Source organism: Paenibacillus taichungensis (assembly GCF_013359905.1).
GTDB classification, from domain to species: domain Bacteria; phylum Bacillota; class Bacilli; order Paenibacillales; family Paenibacillaceae; genus Paenibacillus; species Paenibacillus taichungensis.
Genome location: NZ_JABMCC010000105.1, coordinates 205,213 through 226,054, shown reverse-complemented (window position 1 = coordinate 226,054; position 20,842 = coordinate 205,213). Strand labels below are relative to the sequence as shown.

The 20,842-nt window shown below is 47.0% G+C and carries 21 protein-coding genes; 13 read left to right on the top strand and 8 right to left on the bottom strand.

Translation table 11 applies throughout. The features are described from left to right. Nucleotides 1–137 precede the first annotated feature (137 nt). The 3 genes from HP548_RS10660 to HP548_RS10650 all read left to right on the top strand — a co-directional run bounded on the left by HP548_RS10660 (nt 138) and on the right by HP548_RS10650 (nt 3,080). Nucleotides 138–1,547 carry a CapA family protein gene (locus HP548_RS10660; RefSeq protein ID WP_175381619.1) on the top strand — a complete coding sequence of 470 codons (1,410 nt, stop codon included), beginning with the start codon at nt 138–140 and terminating at the stop codon, nt 1,545–1,547. 39 nt (nt 1,548–1,586) lie between these two features. Next, nucleotides 1,587–2,339: a glycerophosphodiester phosphodiesterase gene (locus tag HP548_RS10655; protein ID WP_175381618.1), complete on the top strand. Its 753-nt coding sequence runs from the start codon at nt 1,587–1,589 to the stop codon at nt 2,337–2,339. Nucleotides 2,340–2,444: 105 nt separating this feature from the next. Then, on the top strand, nt 2,445–3,080 hold the full coding sequence (locus HP548_RS10650; RefSeq protein WP_175381658.1) for a fumarylacetoacetate hydrolase family protein: 636 nt from the start codon (nt 2,445–2,447) through the stop codon (nt 3,078–3,080). 117 nt (nt 3,081–3,197) lie between these two features. On the opposite strand, the gene HP548_RS10645 is transcribed toward HP548_RS10650, so the two are convergent. Continuing rightward, nucleotides 3,198–3,605: a hypothetical protein gene (locus HP548_RS10645; RefSeq protein WP_175381617.1), complete on the bottom strand. Its 408-nt coding sequence runs from the start codon at nt 3,603–3,605 to the stop codon at nt 3,198–3,200. A gap of 358 nt (nt 3,606–3,963) precedes the next feature. Between HP548_RS10645 and HP548_RS10640 the strand changes: the two genes are divergently transcribed. The 9 genes from HP548_RS10640 (at nt 3,964) to HP548_RS10600 (ending at nt 13,429) form a co-directional block, all read left to right on the top strand. After that, on the top strand, nt 3,964–4,521 hold the full coding sequence (locus HP548_RS10640) for a MarR family winged helix-turn-helix transcriptional regulator (RefSeq protein ID WP_076292053.1): 558 nt from the start codon (nt 3,964–3,966) through the stop codon (nt 4,519–4,521). A 46-nt stretch (nt 4,522–4,567) separates the two neighbouring features. Next, a complete protein-coding gene (locus HP548_RS10635; RefSeq protein ID WP_076292052.1) occupies nt 4,568–6,007 on the top strand; it encodes an aryl-sulfate sulfotransferase in 1,440 nt (479 codons plus the stop codon). Nucleotides 6,008–6,028: 21 nt separating this feature from the next. Further along, nucleotides 6,029–7,084, top strand: coding sequence for an ABC transporter substrate-binding protein (locus HP548_RS10630; RefSeq protein ID WP_175381616.1), 1,056 nt, complete (start codon nt 6,029–6,031; stop codon nt 7,082–7,084). Nucleotides 7,085–7,110: 26 nt separating this feature from the next. Continuing rightward, nucleotides 7,111–7,887: an ABC transporter ATP-binding protein gene (locus tag HP548_RS10625; protein WP_099853557.1), complete on the top strand. Its 777-nt coding sequence runs from the start codon at nt 7,111–7,113 to the stop codon at nt 7,885–7,887. A gap of 16 nt (nt 7,888–7,903) precedes the next feature. Continuing rightward, entirely contained in the window at nt 7,904–8,677 is a 774-nt protein-coding gene (locus HP548_RS10620; protein WP_076292050.1) for an ABC transporter permease, read from the top strand. A 237-nt stretch (nt 8,678–8,914) separates the two neighbouring features. Continuing rightward, on the top strand, nt 8,915–9,724 hold the full coding sequence (locus HP548_RS10615; protein ID WP_099853722.1) for a DUF92 domain-containing protein: 810 nt from the start codon (nt 8,915–8,917) through the stop codon (nt 9,722–9,724). A gap of 13 nt (nt 9,725–9,737) precedes the next feature. After that, on the top strand, nt 9,738–10,316 hold the full coding sequence (locus HP548_RS10610) for a TetR/AcrR family transcriptional regulator (protein WP_076292048.1): 579 nt from the start codon (nt 9,738–9,740) through the stop codon (nt 10,314–10,316). 70 nt (nt 10,317–10,386) lie between these two features. Further along, the gene (locus HP548_RS10605) at nt 10,387–12,324 is read left to right on the top strand and encodes an ABC-F family ATP-binding cassette domain-containing protein (RefSeq protein ID WP_175381615.1); all 1,938 of its coding nucleotides are present in this window, start codon (nt 10,387–10,389) and stop codon (nt 12,322–12,324) included. 166 nt (nt 12,325–12,490) lie between these two features. Next, complete coding sequence (locus tag HP548_RS10600; RefSeq protein ID WP_175381614.1) at nt 12,491–13,429, top strand: hypothetical protein; 939 nt, start codon at nt 12,491–12,493, stop codon at nt 13,427–13,429. A gap of 187 nt (nt 13,430–13,616) precedes the next feature. Here the strand turns inward: HP548_RS10600 and HP548_RS10595 are convergent, their stop codons facing one another. From HP548_RS10595 to HP548_RS10575, 5 genes are all read right to left on the bottom strand, one after another. After that, nucleotides 13,617–14,657, bottom strand: a complete 1,041-nt coding sequence (locus tag HP548_RS10595) for a M42 family metallopeptidase (RefSeq protein ID WP_175381613.1) — start codon at nt 14,655–14,657, stop codon at nt 13,617–13,619. Nucleotides 14,658–14,773: 116 nt separating this feature from the next. Continuing rightward, nucleotides 14,774–15,163 carry a LapA family protein gene (locus HP548_RS10590; RefSeq protein ID WP_076292044.1) on the bottom strand — a complete coding sequence of 130 codons (390 nt, stop codon included), beginning with the start codon at nt 15,161–15,163 and terminating at the stop codon, nt 14,774–14,776. Between the two features lie 136 nt (nt 15,164–15,299). Next, nucleotides 15,300–17,090 (bottom strand): oligoendopeptidase F, encoded by a 1,791-nt coding sequence (pepF, locus tag HP548_RS10585; RefSeq protein ID WP_175381657.1) that lies wholly within the window; start codon nt 17,088–17,090, stop codon nt 15,300–15,302. Nucleotides 17,091–17,290: 200 nt separating this feature from the next. Next, the gene (locus HP548_RS10580) at nt 17,291–17,476 is read right to left on the bottom strand and encodes a hypothetical protein (RefSeq protein WP_024629224.1); all 186 of its coding nucleotides are present in this window, start codon (nt 17,474–17,476) and stop codon (nt 17,291–17,293) included. Between the two features lie 3 nt (nt 17,477–17,479). After that, the gene (locus HP548_RS10575; protein WP_024629225.1) at nt 17,480–17,713 is read right to left on the bottom strand and encodes a hypothetical protein; all 234 of its coding nucleotides are present in this window, start codon (nt 17,711–17,713) and stop codon (nt 17,480–17,482) included. Nucleotides 17,714–17,876: 163 nt separating this feature from the next. On the opposite strand from HP548_RS10575, the gene HP548_RS10570 reads away from it, so the two are divergent. Then, complete coding sequence (locus HP548_RS10570; RefSeq protein ID WP_017689394.1) at nt 17,877–18,074, top strand: cold shock domain-containing protein; 198 nt, start codon at nt 17,877–17,879, stop codon at nt 18,072–18,074. Nucleotides 18,075–18,220: 146 nt separating this feature from the next. On the opposite strand, the gene HP548_RS10565 is transcribed toward HP548_RS10570, so the two are convergent. Together HP548_RS10565 and HP548_RS10560 are read right to left on the bottom strand one after the other, a co-directional pair. Beyond that, nucleotides 18,221–19,390: an MFS transporter gene (locus HP548_RS10565; RefSeq protein WP_175381612.1), complete on the bottom strand. Its 1,170-nt coding sequence runs from the start codon at nt 19,388–19,390 to the stop codon at nt 18,221–18,223. A gap of 37 nt (nt 19,391–19,427) precedes the next feature. Further along, nucleotides 19,428–20,768, bottom strand: a complete 1,341-nt coding sequence (locus tag HP548_RS10560; protein WP_076292041.1) for a multi antimicrobial extrusion protein MatE — start codon at nt 20,766–20,768, stop codon at nt 19,428–19,430. Nucleotides 20,769–20,842: the final 74 nt, after the last annotated feature.

Here is a 20,842-nt window from a genome sequence, read left to right as displayed (position 1 = left end):
TTTTTTTTGCACCATAAAGCGAAAAGGGGAGAGAGATGAATTCTTTCAATGTTCGCACTTCCAAGGAATGATGGAAATCCAGAATATGCCTGATATAATATGATAAGGATTGCTGTGAACAAGAAGAGGAGTTGCCTATGTATCCCCCAAGATCAAAACGAAGTGTACAAAAGAAAAAAGTAAAACGTGCCCGCAAACGTATGGTCTGGATCATTAATTTGGTATTGATTGTGGCTATCGGACTTGTCTGCCTCTATTATGCAGTTGGAATGAAGGAACAGCAGGCGGACCCGGAAGTAAAAGAAACGGTTGTGAATCAGGAATCTGTGAATGAAGAGAGCCCTCAAGGCGGTGAGCAGGTAAGTTTACCTGATACTGACACGGAGGCAGGTAATACTTCGGATGAGGGGTCGGAGGGTTCTACTGAACAGGTAACTGAAAATTCCGGCGGTAATTCTGGTGAGAAAAAGCCTGATGCTGCAGACTCCAAGGCAAATGGAAAGACAGATACGGGAACGAAAAAAACGACGGATACTTCTGCTTCTTCCGGCTCCAAGGGGAGTGAAGGTACAGGAACTGAGACGACACAGCCATCTACTTCGGCAAACGATGTAACCATTAACTTTGTTGGGGATATCCAGTTTTCGGGCAAAGTGGCTGAATTGTTGGATAAGAATGGTTATGACTATCCCTTTGCAAAGCTCGGCAACTTGTTCAAGGAAGATGATCTGACCATTGGAAACCTCGAAACCCCCGTAACCCTTGGTGGAACTGGTGCAGCAAACAAAACCTATGTATACAAGTCTTCGCCAAAAGCGCTCGAAGCGATGGCTTCAGCAGGTTTTGACGCCGTGAATCTCGCCAACAATCATATTCTGGATCAAGGTGTAGAAGGTCTGGTTGATACGTTAACTTACCTTGAGCAATACGGTATAGCGCACACAGGAGCGGGTATGAACAGGGATGAGGCTTATGCACCAGCTTATCTGGAGCGCAAAGGCATGAAGATTGCACTGCTTGGATTCAGTCGGGTTGTGCCTGAAACAAGCTGGAAAGCGGAAGGGAATCGAGCAGGTGTTGCCGAGACCTACGATTCTACTGGAGCGGTAAAAGCAATTCAGGAAGCCCGCCAAAAGGCTGATCTGGTCATCGTTGTTGCACACTGGGGAGAAGAACGGGTCAGCACTCCGAATAATGATCAGACCCGACTGGCTCATGAATTTGTAGATGCAGGTGCCGACCTGGTCATAGGTGGGCATCCCCATGTCTTGCAAGGTGTGGAGTACTACAAGGGCAAATGGATTGCATATAGTACAGGCAACTTTATTTTCTCGAAATCAACAACAGAGGAAACGTGGAAAACAGCAGTTTTTCAGGCGAGCTGTAGTAAGGATGCCAAATGCAGCATGAAGGTTATCCCTTATGAGGCAGGGTTGGGTCAGGCCATTCCCATGGTGGACCAAGCCAACAAACTTCTGCTGGAGCAGATGACCCAGCTCTCGCCAGGTATTCGTTTTGATGCGAACGGATTCGCATCGGTAAATTAAGGTTCGATTTATTTATTTATTTATTTAGGAGGGGATGAAATGAACAACCTTTGTGTAGCGCACCGTGGTTTTTCGTCCATTGCACCAGAAAATACGATGGCTGCATTTCTGCTTGCCATGGAACAGCCTGAAGTTCAGTGGATGGAGTTGGATGTACAGCTGTCACGTGATGGTGTACCGGTGGTTATTCATGATTTTACTTTTGATCGGACTACGAATGGAAAAGGATTAGTTCGAGAAAAGGACTGGGCAGATATTCAACAGCTGGATGCGGGATCTTGGAAAGGAAAAGCCTATAAAGGGGAACGTGTTCCTGCGCTTAGTGAAGTGCTGGACCGCACCTGTGGCAAAGTGAGATTGAATATCGAACTGAAAACGCAAGGCAATATGTATCCCGGCCTGCCGGCAGCGGTTATTCATGAGGTGAGGAAGAGACATATGCAGCATGATGTGGTCATCACTTCGTTTGAACCTGCGGCTCTGGTTGAGGTGAAGAAACTGGCCCCGGAGTTCAAAACAGGTTTGATTATTGATGCACGCCCAGGCGATCTGGCAGCAGTGCTGCGGCAGATGAATTGCAGTTTTCTTTCCATCGGTTACACCAATGTGGACAAATCGCTGATGCGCGAGATGCGAAATGAAGGCATTCAGGTCATGGCCTGGACAGTGGATGACAAAATCATCATGAAGCGTCTTGCGGCGATTGATCCGGAGCTGATGTTATGCACAAACCGGCCTGATGTGTGGGAACAGGCTTTTCAGGAAACGAGTAGCCGATTTTTCAGACCCTAAACTCCAATTTTTTGAATAGCGAAAATATGATATGTACTTATATAATAAAAAGATGAACATGCTCCATATACGCTAATGAATCCGATAAAGGTGGTCGTAAAATCCATGCTGACAAACATTCGCAATGTATACTGTGTAGGACGAAATTATAAACTTCATGCAGAAGAACTGGGTAACGCGGTTCCGGATGAACCAATGATCTTTATGAAACCTTCCCATGCGGTTGTTGCCTTGAATAGTGAAACGCTGCAATTGCCTGCGACAAAGGGCGAAGTTCATTATGAGGCTGAACTGGTCATTCAAATCGGGCGGGATTATGAGCCGGGTATGGCTGTAGATGAGTTGGTTGACGCGTATGCGTTTGGCATTGATTTTACATTACGTGACGTACAGACGGTCATTAAGAAAAAGGGCCATCCGTGGACGGCAGCCAAAGGGTTCAAGAATTCGGCTCCGGTTACTGCATTCCAGCCATTTCCAGGGTCCCAGGCTCTTCTTGAGAAAGACTTTACACTCACCAAGAACGGTGCCGAGGTCCAACGTGGCAATATTCGTAACATGATCTTCAGTCTACAGGATATTGTGGATTATGTAGGTCATCATTACGGACTGGGACCTGGAGATATCATCTTTACAGGCACACCAGAAGGGGTTGGACCAACGGCAGCAGGAGATGTGCTTGAACTAGTCTGGGACGGCGAATCTTTGGGCAAATGCACGATTGCAGAAGCAGTTCAGTAAGTATCATACATCATCAATTTGCTTATTTAGAGTAAATATGAAACAGATAAGGGGCGTTTCGACGCTCCTTTTTGGCGTGCCCTCATTCTCTGCCTTAGCACATGGGAGACTATTCATTCACGCGAAGCTGTATGCTGTATTGGCACTCTCCGTGACCAACTCTTCCAATTCACTGCTTTGCACTGCGTGCTGCTCCGCGCTAATACTCCCACTTGCGAGTCGTTGATCTAACTGCTCCTTGAGCTGCCTTATTTGCAATGCGACAACCTCGTTGAAGTCACCAGTGTTCTCATCTGCAATCATCCTCAGCGATTTACCCGCGTACAGATCCTGAACCAAGTCATCTTCAGAATGTTGATTCAGAGCACTCAGCAACTCATCCTCGCTATTGTCTTTGGTATCTATGTTAACGATGGACCATTTCGTCAAAGGTATCGGGGTTATCGCTGATCTGCCCCAGGCTGTTCCGGCGAAAGACATGGTGACAATCATTGTTCCGACAATGATTACGCGCTTCATATTCATATGTGTCATCCTCATTTCTATGGTTAAGTACGAACTGAATCGTAGCTGGTTTGATGTAACGCTCTGAGGATAGTGTAACCGGGAAAGCTGAAGTGAAACTTAAAACCGGATAAGTAATCTATATATGAGGGACATCGAGCTACAAAAAATAAATCTAAATTCACACTTGACAGGTTGGGTTAGTGGGTTATATGATGAACTCAATTATTTTAACACTAATTAAATGAACAGTGAAATAAATTGAACTGAAGCGAGCTGATTGGACCACCAAAGGCTCCCGGGACTACTCCACTATGGAATGTCCGCGGGAGCCTTTTTTCGTATTTACTGCCGTTTTCAGTTAGACAGGGAGGATGAAATGAGCAATAACGACTGGGAAGCGTTGGAGAAGACAGATTGGTTGTTTCGTAAAATGGTCAGACGATTCGTGAAAGAACGAGATCGTATATCGGTAGAGGGGGTCAGTTTACCTGGCATGCTTATCCTGCACAAAATCATTCGTGAAGGGGAACAGCGATTGGGGGATTTGGCGGAACAACTGGACTTCACTTCAGGTGCCATTACAGCGTTAACAGACAAGTTGGAGAAAAAGGGACTCACGATCCGCAGGCGCAAGGAAGATGACCGTCGGACGGTTTTGCTCGACATTACTGCCAGTGGACGAGAGATGTTTGCACGTAACAGCAATATCGGTGCCCGATGTATCACGCTTCTGTTTGAGGGCTTTACGACGGAGGAACTGGAGCAGCAAAGCCAATTTTATGAGCGGGTGATAGCGAATCTGGAGGGATTCTCGGATACGCTGCTGGAATTGGCAGAGAACAACGGGAGGCAGGAACACGATCCATCCACCGAAAGTGACCCTGAACAGAAGCAGAGGGAGAATACCGGAAAGAGCAACTATCTCAGTTATTAACGTTTGATCCGATGTGAAAACAAACAATCCAAGGGAGAGATGATCAATGGGGCATTCAACAATTTATCCAACCGGGGCAACCGTATATAACCCTGATAAGGCTTGGGGCGGTTATACCGTCTATCAGGCAGGTGAGGAAGGGGTTGTACTGATTGATATGAATGGTAAGGAGGTTCACCTGTGGAAAGGGCTGCTGGGTTTTCCGGCCAAAGTTTTCCCCGGTGGCTTCGTATTGGGCAGCACAGGGCGAAGAGATCCGAAGTTCGGTATCCAGGACAACGTCGATTTGGTTCAGGTGGATTGGGAAGGCAATATTGTATGGAAGTACAACAGCTACGAACACATTGAAGATCCGGGATATGAACCGCTGTGGTACGCTCGTCAGCACCATGATTTTCAGCGTGAAGGCAATCCGGTCGGCTATTACGCCCCTGGGCTTGCACCTAAGACCCAGAGCGGGAAGACACTGATTCTTGCTCATAAAAATGTGAACAACCCGTCCATTTCGGATAAACCTCTGCTTGATGATGCGATTATAGAAGTCGATTGGGAAGGGAATGTATTATGGGAATGGCTGCCGAACGAGCACTTTGAGGAACTTGGATTTGATGAGGCCGCCCGTAATGTTTTGTACCGTGACCCAAACACACGCTCATTCGGACATCTCGGTGGTGGTGTGGGCGATTGGCTACATATTAATTCAGCTTCTTATGTTGGTCCAAACCATTTCTATGAAAATGGAGACGAGCGGTTCCATCCCGACAATATTATCTGGGATGCCAGAGAAGCAAATATTATCGCAATAACCGACAGACAGAGTGGAAAGATCGTATGGAGACTAGGGCCGGATTACTCTTTGCCTGAAGTAAAGCATATTAGCACCATTATTGGACAGCACCATGCACATATCATTCCCAAAGGTTTGCCTGGAGAGGGGAATCTGCTGGTATTCGACAATGGTGGCTGGGCCGGTTATGGCCTGCCCAATCCGGCTTCTCCATACGGCTTGAAACATGCTGTTCGCGATCATTCACGCATACTGGAGATCAATCCGGTGACGCTGGAGATCGTTTGGCAATATACATCCGCAGAAGCCGGATTTTCCGTTCCGACAGATTCCTATAAATTTTATAGTCCGTATATCAGCTCCGCTCAGCGGCTGCCTAATGGTAACACGCTAATTACGGAAGGCTCCAATGGTAGATTGTTCGAGGTTACATCTGAGTATGAGCTGGTTTGGGAATATATTTCCCCTTATAAGGATGGACGGAACACCAATATGGTCTATCGTTCGTATCGCGTGCCTTATCACTGGGTACCACAGCTGGAGAAGCCCCAAGAGGTTGCTATTGAAGCCATTGATGTTTCCGCCTACAGAGTGCCGGGAGCAGCGCCCAAAGGTTCTTCATCCGTTGTAAGTGTTGAAGTAACACTGCCGTTTGTTGAAGGTGCAGCCTGTGTGGCAACGTCAGATGAAGGCAAGTAAGGTGGCGCAGAGCGACGAACAATGATTAGAACGAATGGGGTGCATATTGTGAGAAAACCATCCACCTTAACTGGTGCGTTATTAATGCTCTTATCCATGTTATTGATATTATCGGGATGTTCTGCAAACGAATCGGTATCCGAAGCAAAGGGTGCCTCAGGCACAGAGGCCAAAAAAGTGAAAATCCGGATCGCAGATACAAGTACTAACCCAACGTTCAGGGTAGCTATTGCCAAAGGTTTCTTTGCAAGCCACGGTATTGATGCAGAGAGCATTACGTTTGGTTCGCCAGCGGAAGGTGTAAATGCGCTATTTATCAAGCAGGTGGATATTGCGTACGGAGCTGACTTTCCTGTATTAAACGCTTTGGCAAAAGGGGATTACTCCGTCATTGCTTCCGCAGGTCAGGCTACGAATGAAGCAGCAGCTGCGTGGAAGTTGTATGCCAAGAACGATATACAGAGTGGTGCAGATCTCAAGGGTAAAAAAGTAAGTTTCATCCGCGGTACATTTATTCCTTACCTGTGGGATGAATATTTGAAGGACCAGGGATTGGAGTTAGGTGCAGTAACTCAGGTCGGTCAGGGAGCATTTGACGAAGCGTACATTGCACTAAAGCAGGGCGATCTAGATGCAACCTGGGTCATTGGTTCCGCCTTGACTGATAAGTTCGATGCGCTTGAAGGCGTGCATCAGCTCACCGATATGTCCCAAACTCCTGTACGCCTTGGAATGGGGCTTGTAGCAAGCAATGAGTTCATCCAGGCGAACCCTGAAACGGTGAGTGGTTTTCTCGCAGCGCTGGATGAAGCCTCCGTATATGCCCAGGCGCATCCTGAAGAGGTTGCAGACCTGATGTATAAGGAAACCAAGCAGCCTAAGGAGGCCACCTTGAAGGATCTTCCGATCAATCCATGGGAAGTTGGATTTACCCAGGCAGCTTATGACAGTCTGGCAGGGCAGAAGCAGTATATGGTGGATAACGGAATCATCGAACACGATTTTGATCTCGATAGCAAACTGAACCTGGAGCTCCTGAAGCAGACACTGCCAGATAAAGTGACTTATAGTAAATAACTCGCAAATTGAATGGAGGTGTTCTCATGTCCTTACCTGCAGATCAGCATACGATTCGTATCGAGCAGCTTCGCAAAACATACAATGCCCCCACCCATGGGGATGTACACTATATTATCAAGGATGTCGATCTGGTCATCAAGGGAGGGGAATTCTTTGTCCTGCTTGGCCCCAGCGGATGTGGCAAGTCCACGCTTCTAAATATGATTGCAGGCTTTATCTCCAAGTCTGGCGGTCAGCTCAAGGTGGATAATAAGGAGATCGATAGACCGGGCAAGGATCGGGCCATGGTATTCCAGCAGGCGGATTCTTCTCTCTTTCCCTGGCTTACCGTCAGGGAGAATGTGGAGTTTGGACTTCGGATGGCCAAGGTGCCCAAGTCTCAGCGGCGTACAATATCAGACCGATACATCGAGCTTGTTGGACTGGGTAGTCATGAAGCCAAATTTCCAAAGGAACTGTCAGGTGGCATGAAGCAGCGGGTGCAATTGGCCCGGGTGCTAGCTAACGATTCGGCCATCCTGTTGATGGATGAACCCTTTGGAGCGTTGGATGCAATGACTCGGCGTACGATGCAGAAAGAGCTGGTCAATATTTGGCAGGAAACTCACAAGACCGTTATTTTTGTCACTCATGACATTCAGGAGGCGCTCTTGCTGGGTCAGCGGATAGGAATTATGTCAGTAGGACCTTCATCCAAGATAACGGATATATATGACAATGCTCTGTCTTATCCGAGGAACATTGCTTCATCGGAGTTCAACATTCTATATGACCAGATTCAAAGCCATTTTGAAGAATAATTGAGGTGATAGCAAGATGAGGTGGTTGGAGAAAAAGTGGGTGTCTATCCCTCTATTGTGGGTGACGGTAATTCTGATTTGGCAGCTAGGGGCCATGCTCTATGGTCCTGAAGTGATTCCCGGTCCGTGGGATACCATTCTTGGTGCCCGTGAACTGCTTGCTGACGGTACACTGATGCAGTATATCGGAATTAGTTTTACACGTGTGCTTGCGGGTTGGGTGCTTGGCAGTGTGATAGCGATCCCGGTAGGGCTTATCATCGGCAAGGTTCATATGATCCGGCTGTTCGCCGAACCTTTCCTTAATTTTATCCGCTTTATTCCGCCGATTGCATTCATTACCCTATTCCTGGTCTGGTTCGGGATTGGGGAGCAATCGAAGATTGCACTCATCATGTATGCAACGTTCTTCATCGTTGTGTTAAACACGCTGACAGGTGTACTCTCCATTGAAGAAGACAAGATCCGGTCAGCCCGCAGCATGGGAGCAAACGAATGGCAGATTTTGCTGCATGTCGTTGTTCCGGCGACGACTCCGTATATTTTCACGGGGGTACGACTGGCAATGGGCACTTCCTATATGGCTATTATCGGAGCAGAAATGATTGCTGCAAATGAAGGCGTGGGTTATCTGATCTGGAATTCTCGATTATTCTTTCGCACAGATTGGATCTTTGTCGGCCTGATTTCTCTGGGCTTTATGGGCTTTCTCACCGATCGGTTGTTCAATTGGTTTGGTCGCAGCGTGCTCTACCGTTATGGTGTAATTGGTGGAACGAAGCGTGTCTGAACTGGCACTTGAGTTGATGGCATCCTCGAATCCTTGATTAAACGGAAGCAGGATCATTCATCACAGTTTTATCACAATATCATAGACCTGATTTGGCAGCTTTCAAAGTTGCCAAATCAGGTTTTTTGTATGCGGGGTCAGGGAGTTTCTGCATTGGGTTCAAACCGTGGTATAATTAAATTTCAAAAATATAAAACGTCATGTGGGCCATAGATGCTGCCACATGCAGGAGAACTTATGGACTGGATTATTGGCGCCGTATGCGCTTTTATTGTAGCGGGTGCTGCTTACGCGAAGAAGTCGTTAACCCTGTCCGGCTGCCTGGCGGCTGTGATCATGGGTACGATATATTACGGAGCGGGCAACCTGTTCTGGTTTGGAACACTGCTGCTGTTTTTCATTACCTCAACACTGTTCTCCAAATTTCGCAAGGATCGCAAGCAGGAGCTTGAGAAATCGTATGCCAAGACGGGCAATCGTGATGCTGGACAGGTCATGGCTAACGGTGGAATCGGCATGTTTCTTGTTCTGGGGAACTGGATCCTTCCACACCCGGCCTGGATGTATGCTTTTATTGGTGTCATGGCTACCGTTACTTCAGATACATGGGCAACCGAGTGGGGAAGTCTCAGCCGTAAGCCACCGCGCTCTGTCGTGACGTGGAAGGTGCTGACTCCAGGTACCTCTGGAGGTGTTTCATTACTTGGGACGCTGGCTGCTGCCATAGGTGGAGCTTTGATCGGCGTGGGTGCGTTTTTCTTTTCCTGGATTGCCGGGATCGGAGGATTGAGTCTGCTCAGCTGGACGTGTGTCGGCCTTGTAGGCGGATTGGCAGGAGCTTTTGCCGATTCTTATCTGGGCGCAACGGTTCAGTATATGTATCGTTGTACTGTGTGCGGCCGTGAGGTCGAGGTTAGTGAACATTGTGGACACAGAACCGTTCGAGCGCGTGGCTGGACTTGGATGAGTAATGATCTGGTGAACGTGCTCAGTTCGGTGATCGGCGGATGTTTAGCGATCGGTTTGGGTATCATTTTGGCGTCGTAGGGAGGGAGTGCGTTTGAGCACTGTGCAAGGAGACAAATCGGAGGCAATTCTGGATGCAGCTTATGGTATTTTCGGTTCAAAAGGATTCTATGAGACGAAAATGTCCGATATTGCGGACGAAGCAGGCATCGCGAAAGGCACCATTTATTTATATTTCAAAAATAAGGAACAATTATTTATCGCCGTATCCAAGCGGGATTGCGACAGTTTTATCAGTCGCCTGGATTATGCATTGAAATCACATGAGAGTACGGGGGATAAGCTGGGTGCGATCGCCAAGACTCACCTTACGTATTATTATGAGCGTCGCAATCATACCAAGCTGTTTTTTATGGCACCCAATAATGATCCGGATCTGATGAAATTCATGAAGGCATTTATGAATGAATATATGAGCATGGTGCGTGAGGTGTTAGAGAATGCTGGTGTGCCTGAGCCTGTGCTGCTCGCAGAAGCTTATATCGGGATTCTCGATCGGCTAAAGATGGATATCATGTTGAATCCGGAATTTAATGAGGAGCACCTGAACAAACGAATTGCCTTTGCAGCAGCTCTGTTTCTGGACGGATGTCGTTCCTTTTTGCAAGTATAGCGTGAGTGTAGTTGCATCTTATGTGCAGCCTCATATTGAATACATTTTACAGAGAAGTAGGTTACGAGCAATGAACATAATGACGGTAGAGCAAGTTGCGAAAAGCTATGGTGAGAAAATATTGTTTAAAGACGCCTCATTCGGTATGGGCGATCAGGACAAGATTGGTGTCGTTGGTGTCAATGGAACCGGGAAGTCCACATTTTTGCGTGTCATTGCAGGTATGGAGCCAGCGGATGAGGGACAGATCTCGATTGGGAATGACGTGCGTATACAGTTCCTGGCACAGAATCCGCAGTTTAACCCGGATAATACAGTCTTGCAACAAGTATTTGAGGGCGACAGCCCGGAGATGAAAACAGTACGTGAGTATACAGAAACAATGGAGCTATTGGAACTTAATCCTTCCGATCCGGCACTGCAAGAGCGTTTATTGCGTTTGAACCAGCAAATGGAGCAGCTCCAGGTTTGGCAGATGGAAAGTGAAGCGAAGAGCATTCTGTCCAAACTGGGCATTCGTCAATTCGATGCGCTGATGGGCACATTGTCTGGTGGACAACGTAAACGGGTGGCGCTTGCTTCTGCGCTGATTCATCCCTGCGAATTGCTCATTCTGGATGAGCCTACGAACCATATTGATAATGATTCTGTAGTTTGGCTGGAACAGTATTTGCAAAAAAGGCGCGGCGCCCTGCTCATGATCACGCATGATCGTTATTTCTTGGATCGTGTAGCCAATGTGATGCTGGAGCTGGATCATGGACGTTTATTCCGTTATGAGGCCAACTATACCCGTTTCCTGGAACTGAAGGCTGAGCGTGAAGAGCGTGAATCCGCATCCGAACAAAAACGGCAAAATCTGCTGCGTACGGAGCTCGCCTGGATTCGTCGCGGTGCAAAAGCACGGACCACGAAACAAAAAGCGAGAATTGATCGCTTTGAACAGTTGAAGGATCAACAGGGACCCAATCGTTCAGGCTCACTAGAGGTATCCGTGGGTTCCACTCGTTTGGGTAAAAAAATACTGGAGATCGAGCATCTGTCCAAATCGGCAGATGGCCGCAAATTGATTGAAGATCTCAGTTACATTGCGGTACCAGGTGACCGGGTAGGTATTGTCGGCCCGAACGGCAGCGGTAAATCAACCTTGCTGCAAATGATTTCTGGAAAGTTGGAACCCGATGCCGGTGAGGTTGTTGTGGGCCCGACGGTTAATCTGGGCTACTTCACTCAGGAGCATCAGGAGATGAATGAATCTCTGCGGGTTATTGAGTACATCAAGGAAGTGGCCGAGAATATAAAAACGGCTGATGGATCTCTTATTACAGCAGCTCAGATGCTGGAGCGTTTCCTCTTCACCCCTGCGTCACAGTGGACACCCATCTCCCGTCTGTCCGGCGGAGAAAAGCGTCGTCTGTACCTGCTGCGTGTGCTGATGGCTGCACCGAATGTCCTGCTGCTGGATGAGCCGACGAACGACCTGGACATTCAGACACTTGCAGTACTCGAAGATTACCTGGATGATTTCCCAGGTGTTGTATTTGTCGTATCCCATGACCGGTACTTCCTGGATCGGACGGTGGATAAAGTACTGTCTTTTGAAGGTGGCGGTGCTGTGCGTGTGCATGTTGGGGACTACAGTGAATATGCAGAATGGATGTTAAAAAATGCCCCTGCATCTTCTCAGGATAGTGCGACGGGAGCAGCTGCTAAATTGAAACCGGCAGCAACGGAAGAAAGTAAACCTGCTGTCTCGGCCGCTAAACCTAAGTTGAAGTTCAGCTTCAAGGAACAGCGTGAATATGACCAGATTGATGAGAATATCGAGAAAGCTGAAGCCAATCTGGCCCGCATTAATAAAGAGATGGAAGAATCGTTCAGCGATTCAGCCCGTCTACAGGAGTTAATGGCAGAGCAGGCGGAGGCGGAGCGTCATCTGGACGAACTGATGGAACGGTGGACCGTTCTGAATGAGCTTGCGGAACAGATTGAAAACAGCAAGTCTTAAAGTATATTTCAGTGAATCGTCTTCTCTTCAAAAGCGACTTGTAGTCGGCTTTTGGGGGAGGGCGATTTTTTTTGCATTGATGAAAATGAATTTATATGAAACGTTAACCATATTCAAACCGTTTATTAAATAAAGAATTCCATAGAAGGGGGAGAACTCCACATCCATGTACAGAGAACTGAATGAACAATTGGCAGTGATCAAGGAAAAGGGAAGAATGTACGATAAATGGAATGATCGGCTGGAGAAGCTGAATCAGGAGGAAGCGGAATGGAAAAGGAAAGTACAGCAGCGTCTGGAGCATCTACAGAAGGAACAAAACGATGTGGATCGCCTCAACAACATGACGTTATCAGCATTCTTTTATCATTTAATCGGCAAAAAAGAGGATCGACTGGAAAAAGAAGAACTGGAGTTGATGGAAAGTAAGGCAGAGTACGATACAGCATGCCAGATGTTAACGGATATCCAGAAGCAGCGCTCGCAAGTTAAGCAGCAACTGGACGGACAGCGGCAATACCAATTCTGGGAAAGTGATTACAAGGTGTTATTGGGCAAGAAGGAAAACGATTTGCTCGATAAAGATGCAGAATTGCAGCAGATGGCTGAGGATCGAGAACATCTCTCGGGAGAGCTTCAGGAGCTAAATGAAGCGGATCGAGAAGGTCAGTATCTGCTCGATGCACTTGAACGTGCTGAAAAGGCTTTGTCCTCTGCGGGAAATTGGGGAGTATACGACATGATGGGTGGGGGGATGATCTCGACCCATATTAAGCGCAGCAGAATGGATGACGCTCAGGTTGCTATTGTCGATGCCGGAAGACGTCTTCGCCGATTTCAGAAGGAGCTGGAGGATGTGAAGATGGCTGTAAACACGGAATTACACCTTGGAGGCCTGCTTTCATTCGCAGACTATTTCTTCGATAATCTCTTTGTGGATTGGATGGTACAAGACAAAATTCGCAAAGCTGAAACTCAGGTGAAGGATGGATTGAGTGCAGTGCGAAGCACGTTGCATGTGCTGAAGGATGAGATCCGGGATCACAAAGTGAAGCTGGAGCTTCTGGAACGTAGGTATAGCGAATATATTGAACGAGCAATTTGAGACATTTCAAAGAAGAAGGACACTTCCGGCTTGCGCCTAAACGGCGCAGCAGAAGTGTCCTTTTTTACATGATAAAAGTGAATGATAAATATCCAAGTCGGCATGCCCGATCAGATCGAGGTCACAACTCTGATCATTTATTCAAATGCTGTATTTCCATTCGACTTGTGCATGACCATGTCACAATTTACTTGGTCGTAATATATGCGGCGAGCAGTCTCGCTGTATTCAGGACAGCGTCTTTATGCGTGCGTTCCATGGAGTGGGAAGCATGAACGCCCGGACCAATCAATGCAGCACGAATGTTATTTCCTCCACGTAATGCTGCACTGCCATCGGAGCCGTATTGTGGATAAATATCAACGACATAATCAAGGCTTGCTTGTTTGGCCAGTTCGATCAGTCGCGAGGTCATATCGTAGTCATATGGTCCGGACGAATCCTTGGCACAGATGGATACATCCGTCTCCTTGCAGCTAAGGTCGTCACCCATTGCGCCCATGTCTACAGCAATCAATTCGCTGATTTCCGCAGGAATATAAGATGCGCCGTGTCCAACTTCTTCATAGTTCGAGATGAGCAGCGAAACGTTATGCAGTGGTTTCCAGTTTTCCCGATGTGCAGATTCCAGGATACCGAACAAAGCAGCTACGCTGGCTTTATCATCAAGGTGACGCGATTTGATATATCCGCTGGGTGTAATGACCGCACGGGCATCGAAGGAAATAAAGTCCCCTACAGAGATACCCAATGCCAGAACATCTTCCTTGGAAGAGACCACTTCATCAATGCGTACTTCCATATGGCTCTCGCTTCGCTCAAACGTACGTGCATCCGGATAGACGTGTACAGAAGGGTGCAGGGAAAGGATGGTGCCTGTGTAGGTCTTTCCATCGCGTGTGTGGATGGTGCAATACTCATTCTCGATACTGTTCATGGTAAATCCACCGACAGAGGTAAGCTTCAGTGTGCCGTAGGATGTGATGGAACGCACCATAGCTCCCAATGTATCCACATGTGCACTCAATCCGATCGTTCTGGAAGAGTCCTGCCCAGGCAATGTGAGCACAGCTCCACCCTTGTTGTTCAATTCAAAATCAACATGAAGTGATTCAGCTTCCTTGCGGATCATCTCAATAATATCGTGGGTATAGCCACTAGGGCTGGGAGTATCGAGTAACTTTTTCAGAAAAGACAGGACATAGGATTCGTCAATGGTAAAACTCATATGGAAATTTCCTCCTCGTTAATAATTGTGCAGTAAGTTGTTCTTAAAACAGAATACAGCCTGTCTGGCAGAATGTACAATTCCATTCTTGATAGCCAGCAGGCTGCTCTGATGTGTTACAGCGTACCCGAAGGATTTCCTTTTCGTTGACTCTGAATGGAATCGGACTCCACAGAAACGTTGTCCGAATCGATCGTTCCGAATGTATCCATGGATTTAAACGAATCCAGAGAAGAGGTAGAGCTGCTTGCTGCGGAGTTTTCCAACTCGGATACACGCAGCTTCAATTGTTTGTTCTCGCGTTGCAGTCGATATTGGCGGAAGATGCCATAAGAACCTACAATGATTCCACCGATTAGGGTGCAGCCAAGAATGAGCAGAATCAGCGGGATTTGAACCGTGTTAAATAGCAGGTTGACTTGTACGGAATCCACATTAATGACCGCAAAAATTCCGGTAAGTAATGCAAAAACGAGACCTGCGATGAGTGCCCATTGCATTTTCATGGTGGTGCCTCCTTGTTGAACAATTCAGGACTATGTATGCAATTACCCTAATTTATGGAGCTTGCATCTTGCTTGATTATAAAATCCCTTGCCCGAATGGGCAAGGGACACAGGTCACATGGACGAAAAAGCAACCTTATTTCGTTAGTTGTTCCATTTGCTCAATCAATTCCTTGAACACACTCATAGCTTCGCGAATCGGCTCTGGCGTTGACATATCCACTCCTGCTTTTTTCAGGATGTTGATGGAATAGTCACTGCCACCGCTCTTGAGGAATCCAAGATAACGGTCTACAGCAGGCTTCCCCTCTTCCAGAATTTGCTTGGAGAAACTGGTCGCTGCTGAGAAGCCGGTCGCATATTTGTACACGTAGAAGCTGTTATAGAAGTGGGGAATACGCGCCCATTCCATTTCAATATCTTTGTCCACCACCATGCTATCTCCATGGTATTTGACATTAAGATCATAATAAATCTCGGAAAGCAGCTGAGGTGTGAGAGCTTCACCCTGTTCCGCACGCTCGTGAATGATTTTTTCGAATTCTGCAAACATGGTTTGACGGAATACCGTGGTACGGAACTGATCTGCATAATACGTCAGCAAGTATAGCTTTTCCTTCGGATCTGTCGATTTATTGAGCAGATAATCCATTAACAAAGCTTCATTCGTTGTAGATGCAACCTCAGCCAGGAAAATGGTGTACTGTGCATCACGATATGGAAGCGTAGTGTCTGAATAGTGGGAATGCAGTGCGTGGCCCATTTCATGTGCCAGTGTAAACATGCTATTCAGGTTATCTTTGTGATTCAACAAGACGTAAGGGTGGGTGCCGTAGGCTCCCCAACTATATGCGCCTGAACGTTTATTCTCATTTTCGTATACATCAATCCAGCGATCATCATAGCCGGCCTGTAATGCGTCTGCATAATCCTTGCCAAGCGGCTTCAAGCCATCTTTAACCGTTTGTTTGGCTTCCTCGTAGGTAATGTCCATTTTGTATTCATCCACCAGTGGGGCGAAAAGGTCATACATATGCAGCTTATCTACGCCGAGCAATTTTTTGCGCAGGTCCATATAACGGTGTAACAGCGGAAGGCTCTCATGAATTGTATCCACAAGATTGGTATAGACATCCTTCGGAATGTTGTCGCCGTAAAGGGACATATCCATGACGGAAGGGTATTTCCGAACATCGGCATAAAACATATTTTTAGTTACGTTAGCGTTCAGAGCTGCAGCAATGGTGTTCTTTTGCTTGCCATAGGTTTCATACACCGCTTTGAAGGCACGTTCGCGAACTTCCCGATTCGGATTTTCCAAGAACTGAATATAGCTGCCATGAGTCAGTTCCACTTCGTTTCCATGCTCATCCTTGATTTTTGGGAACTTGAGATCGGCGTTGTTCAACATGCTAAAGATGGTCTGTGGTGCCTGGGATAGATTACCCACCTGTGCAAGCAATGCTTCCTCGGCTTGGCTCAGTACATGAGCCTTTTCACGTTTCATCTCTTCCAGTGTGAACTTATAGGCAGAGAGTTTCTCGTTGGAGATGAGGGCATCCAACTGATCATCCGGAAGGGACAAGATTTCGGGTGTAACATAAGATAGTGCTTCACCAACCTGCACGCTTAACTTTTGTGCTTTTTGGGACAGGTTTTGATATGTAGGGTTAGCTGTGTCTTCATCTTGATGCATCCGTGCATACACAAAGAGGCGTTCGGTTTTGAGACTGATCTCATCTTCGAGTTCAAAACAGTTTTTGAGTGTCTCAGGTTTGTTCAGTTTGCCTTGGAATTCGGAGGCTTTCTTAGTCAAAGACGATACTTCTTCATATTCCTGATCCCAAGCTTTCTGATCGGCGAATAGATCTTCCAGTTTCCAGGTTTGTTCAGTAGGTACCTCGGAACGTTTCAATAGTTGACTCATGGGAATCCTCCTTTGATGAAGTGATGAATATATAGACGAAGCTGCCTTCGTCCCACTCGCTTGTGCGGAGAGAGACGAAGGAATCAGACTAAGTACCAGCAAAATGAACAGCGATTTGCGGTATTTCAACGGCCTTCCTCCTCACTATACGAATAATCCCGTATAGTATGACCTGAGGGGCATTGAAATATTTGATGAAGCTAGGCTCCCATATTGACCAAAAAGTAAACGATCAGGAAAAATGCGAAACAGATCAGCAGGGTGGCAATCAGAGCCATGCCCCGTCTTAGACGATCCGGGATGGAGTTGCGTCCCAGAATCAGCACGATTCCCAAGGAAAAAGCAAGAATAATAAAGATGACAACATTGCTTGAGTCAAGCTGCATGGGCTAGACCCCTTTGAAGGCAGCCATCAGTTGACGCCATTCGTCCTCGCGGTTCTCGAAATCTTCTTTCGGGAAGCGGCGTTCAGCCCAGTGCATCAACGCAGGACGGCTGAGGAAGGTATGGCATTCTTCGCCCCATTCTTCCGAGATTTCACGAAGCACCAGATATTTGCCTTGAACTTCTACGGTCATCATATTCCACTTGTCTGTTTTGTATATTTCATGTTTTTTTATCATAGGTAGTCTCCAAACTAACGGTTTTGGTAAAATGATACCGTACCCTTGGATTCAAAGCAAATTTTTTCGACTTTTATGGAAAAGATAAATTGCAATGTAGAAGGTCATACAGTATAATGAGGGTATTCGCCATAGATGGCGATATTTTTAGGAGGTTGTTCATTTGAAAGGTACAGTTAAATGGTTTAACGCAGAAAAAGGCTATGGCTTTATTTCAGTTGAAGGCGGCGAGGACGTATTCGTACATTTCTCCGCAATCCAAGGCGACGGCTTTAAAACATTGGAAGAAGGTCAAGCGGTAGAATTCGAAATCACTGATGGAAACCGTGGTCCTCAAGCAGCTAACGTAAACAAATTGTAAGAATTTTTCCGATCATACGGATTTCTTATAAATGATTGGCTTCTAGCTGAATATACGAACCCAAGCACAGTCCCCCCATGGGAGACTGTGCTTTTTTTGATATATTTGATAAGTGGAGTTCCATATGGGAAATCCTTTTTGGATGTTTATGTGCGGCTAGTCATGCTTGACCAAAGCTTCATACAAAATCCAACAAGTGCCGCCAGAGAAAACGCCATCGCAGTGAGATAGAAGGTGTTTCTGTTGGTATGCTCCAGCAGCAATCCTCCCAGCGTTCCGCTGAGCAGACCGGAAGCGCTGGACCACACAATGGTGAACAAGGCCATACCAGTGGCGCGATAGCCATCCGGAACAAGGCGGGTAATATAACGGACTGCCGTCACGTAGAAGATGCCAAAGGTCACGCTGTGCATCGTCTGAATGGCAACGACCGCCGCGGGTGTATCCGAGATGGACATCAGAAATAAGCGAATCGTATACATCAGCGCAGCGATCGTCAGCAAAGGAAGTTCTTTGTAGCGATTGCCGTATCTGCTTAGCAGCAAAAACACCGGAATTTCACTGACCGAAGAGATCAACAGGGACCAGCCGATGAGCCCTTCACTGGCACCTAGATCTTTCAGTGTGATGGTGAGAAAAGCTTCATTCATCCGGTGACCCAGAGCGAGCAGAAAAACGCATCCGAAAAAGGTGAGGACATCCCTTCGTTTCAAGATGGACCATAGTCCCGAAAGATCCATTTTAGTGCTGCTGCCCGAAGGCTGATCTTTTAATCGAAAACCGATTAGGAGAGTAGTCGCGGCCAGAGCAATACATACCCACATCGTCCATCCTGGTCCGAAAGATCCGAGAAAATATCCAATGCTTAAGGCAAAGAACGCATATCCGATCGAGCCAAATACACGAATGGAAGTGAAATTTCGCCCATACTTGCTTGCGGTTGTAATCGCCATCGTATCCGAAAGTGGATAAACCGGGTAGTAGAAAAAGTAAAACAGGGTCACCAGTACAAACACCTGACCAAAGGTTGTGGCATTGGCAAGCATGACACCTGTGATCAGTTGCCCGGCAAGCAGGATGATCATCACTTTGCGTACAGTTTTGTAACGGTCACTGGCCATACTCCAGAACATGTTAGAGAATACGGAGACGAGAGGACCGATTCCGTACAGGTAACCGATTTCGGCCCGACTGAACCCCAGATGACTGAAATAAAGCTGGAAATACGATACCACCAGAACGGTGGAACCGAAGATGGTGAACATAAGTGCCCGCAGCCAGTTTTGATCTGGCCGGGCGGTATGACTTGATTTCATGATGAAAGGCTCCATTCTTGATTACAGTTCAAATTTATTATCCCTTGAGGGAAGATGATTTCCCGGATGAGTGTACAGACATGCTAGGTTCCTTCTGCGTACGCCGGATGACAAGCCAGACAATGACAAGCTCGGCAAGCAGGCCTAGGGATTGAGCCACTGCACCGATCATGCCGTTCCACGCAGGGAATATGCTAACCAGAATGAGCAGGACGATCACCGTACATATGGCATTGGCCGTCTGGGAGCGAAACATCGTTTTGGTCTGTCCGCGCAGTAGAATCAAACCATTACTGAAGTCGAGAAAAGGTGAAATCAGCGGAAAGAGCACAAACGCACGTAGTGTCCACAAACTTTGCTGTAGCAGATTGCCCTGAACGCTCATTACATTTTCCAATACCCACGGTCCAAGCGGGGTGTAGGCAATCGACACGGTCATGGCAAAAGGAACAAATCCGGTGACCAGTGCGAACTTCTTCACTAGTTTGGCATCAACAAGATAGAAATTCAGCACGATTTGGTGGATGTATGTAAAAAAGCTTAGCATCAGCTGCATCAGGCTACTCGCAACGGCAAAGGAAGAGATGGCTAGAGCAATCCCGGTCGTTTTGCCAAGTACGATATTAATGACGGGGCCGATAAACAGGGCTACAAAACTGGATAATAACAGCGGTTTGTAAAAGCGAAAGACGTCTGCCTTGTTTTCAACAGGATGATCTTCCAGCTTGGCTGGCATCTTGCGTTTAATGCTGTTACCTTCAAGAAAACTGACCAAAGCCTCAATCATCATTCCTGCCGCAAAAATGATAGCGCCTACACGTCCACTATCAATGCTGTCAGTATATATGAAATACAAGGACAGGCCATACATGCCAGCAAGGCGGAATAACATACCGATTGTCAGCCATTTCGTACGGTTATTCGTAATAATGATGCCTTGATAGATATTGCGGATGACCGAAAAGATGCTGACATACATGAGAATCTCGTAGACGTCGATCACTTTGGATAACAGATCCGGGCTTACGCCAAACAGATATTTGAATACACCTGTACCAATGGGAGAATATACGATGAGAAATCCGATTAGAAGTACACAAGCGAGAAATATTTTGGTCACAAACGTGAGGGCCTGAAAGGAAAGGCGGTCCCGAACCAGCGCCGAACAGGTTTGACGCAGTAGGGTTGAAGGGCGCTCGGTGAGGGTTAGCAGGCTACCAGCGATGGCGTAGCTGGCAATGACCGTCTCGGGATGAGCGGAACGTGCGAGTGTACTGTTAATGATTACGTGCGAAATGGTAACGAGAGAGGCGGATATGCCCAGGGGCACAAAAAATGCAAATAACCGTCTCCACGAAAGTGGTTCACTTGACGTCATGTCAACGACTCCTTTGATGGATGAAATATGCCTAGTATATCACAAAGCCTTGAAAGCGGATGCGATTTTTTGTG

Excerpts from the sequence above, each read along its gene's own strand:
- HP548_RS10625 (WP_099853557.1), top strand. The coding sequence starts at position 7,111 with ATGTCCTTACCTGCAGATCAGCATACGATTCGTATCGAGCAGCTTCGC.
- HP548_RS10605 (WP_175381615.1), top strand. The coding sequence starts at position 10,387 with ATGAACATAATGACGGTAGAGCAAGTTGCGAAAAGCTATGGTGAGAAA.
- HP548_RS10590 (WP_076292044.1), bottom strand. The coding sequence starts at position 15,163 with ATGAAAATGCAATGGGCACTCATCGCAGGTCTCGTTTTTGCATTACTT.
- HP548_RS10620 (WP_076292050.1), top strand. The coding sequence starts at position 7,904 with ATGAGGTGGTTGGAGAAAAAGTGGGTGTCTATCCCTCTATTGTGGGTG.
- HP548_RS10640 (WP_076292053.1), top strand. The coding sequence starts at position 3,964 with ATGAGCAATAACGACTGGGAAGCGTTGGAGAAGACAGATTGGTTGTTT.
- HP548_RS10600 (WP_175381614.1), top strand. The coding sequence starts at position 12,491 with ATGTACAGAGAACTGAATGAACAATTGGCAGTGATCAAGGAAAAGGGA.
- HP548_RS10650 (WP_175381658.1), top strand. The coding sequence starts at position 2,445 with ATGCTGACAAACATTCGCAATGTATACTGTGTAGGACGAAATTATAAA.
- HP548_RS10630 (WP_175381616.1), top strand. The coding sequence starts at position 6,029 with ATGATTAGAACGAATGGGGTGCATATTGTGAGAAAACCATCCACCTTA.
- HP548_RS10645 (WP_175381617.1), bottom strand. The coding sequence starts at position 3,605 with ATGAATATGAAGCGCGTAATCATTGTCGGAACAATGATTGTCACCATG.
- HP548_RS10575 (WP_024629225.1), bottom strand. The coding sequence starts at position 17,713 with ATGATAAAAAAACATGAAATATACAAAACAGACAAGTGGAATATGATG.
- HP548_RS10565 (WP_175381612.1), bottom strand. The coding sequence starts at position 19,390 with ATGAAATCAAGTCATACCGCCCGGCCAGATCAAAACTGGCTGCGGGCA.
- HP548_RS10635 (WP_076292052.1), top strand. The coding sequence starts at position 4,568 with ATGGGGCATTCAACAATTTATCCAACCGGGGCAACCGTATATAACCCT.
- HP548_RS10655 (WP_175381618.1), top strand. The coding sequence starts at position 1,587 with ATGAACAACCTTTGTGTAGCGCACCGTGGTTTTTCGTCCATTGCACCA.
- HP548_RS10595 (WP_175381613.1), bottom strand. The coding sequence starts at position 14,657 with ATGAGTTTTACCATTGACGAATCCTATGTCCTGTCTTTTCTGAAAAAG.
- HP548_RS10615 (WP_099853722.1), top strand. The coding sequence starts at position 8,915 with ATGGACTGGATTATTGGCGCCGTATGCGCTTTTATTGTAGCGGGTGCT.
- HP548_RS10660 (WP_175381619.1), top strand. The coding sequence starts at position 138 with ATGTATCCCCCAAGATCAAAACGAAGTGTACAAAAGAAAAAAGTAAAA.
- pepF (WP_175381657.1), bottom strand. The coding sequence starts at position 17,090 with ATGAGTCAACTATTGAAACGTTCCGAGGTACCTACTGAACAAACCTGG.
- HP548_RS10580 (WP_024629224.1), bottom strand. The coding sequence starts at position 17,476 with ATGCAGCTTGACTCAAGCAATGTTGTCATCTTTATTATTCTTGCTTTT.
- HP548_RS10560 (WP_076292041.1), bottom strand. The coding sequence starts at position 20,768 with ATGACGTCAAGTGAACCACTTTCGTGGAGACGGTTATTTGCATTTTTT.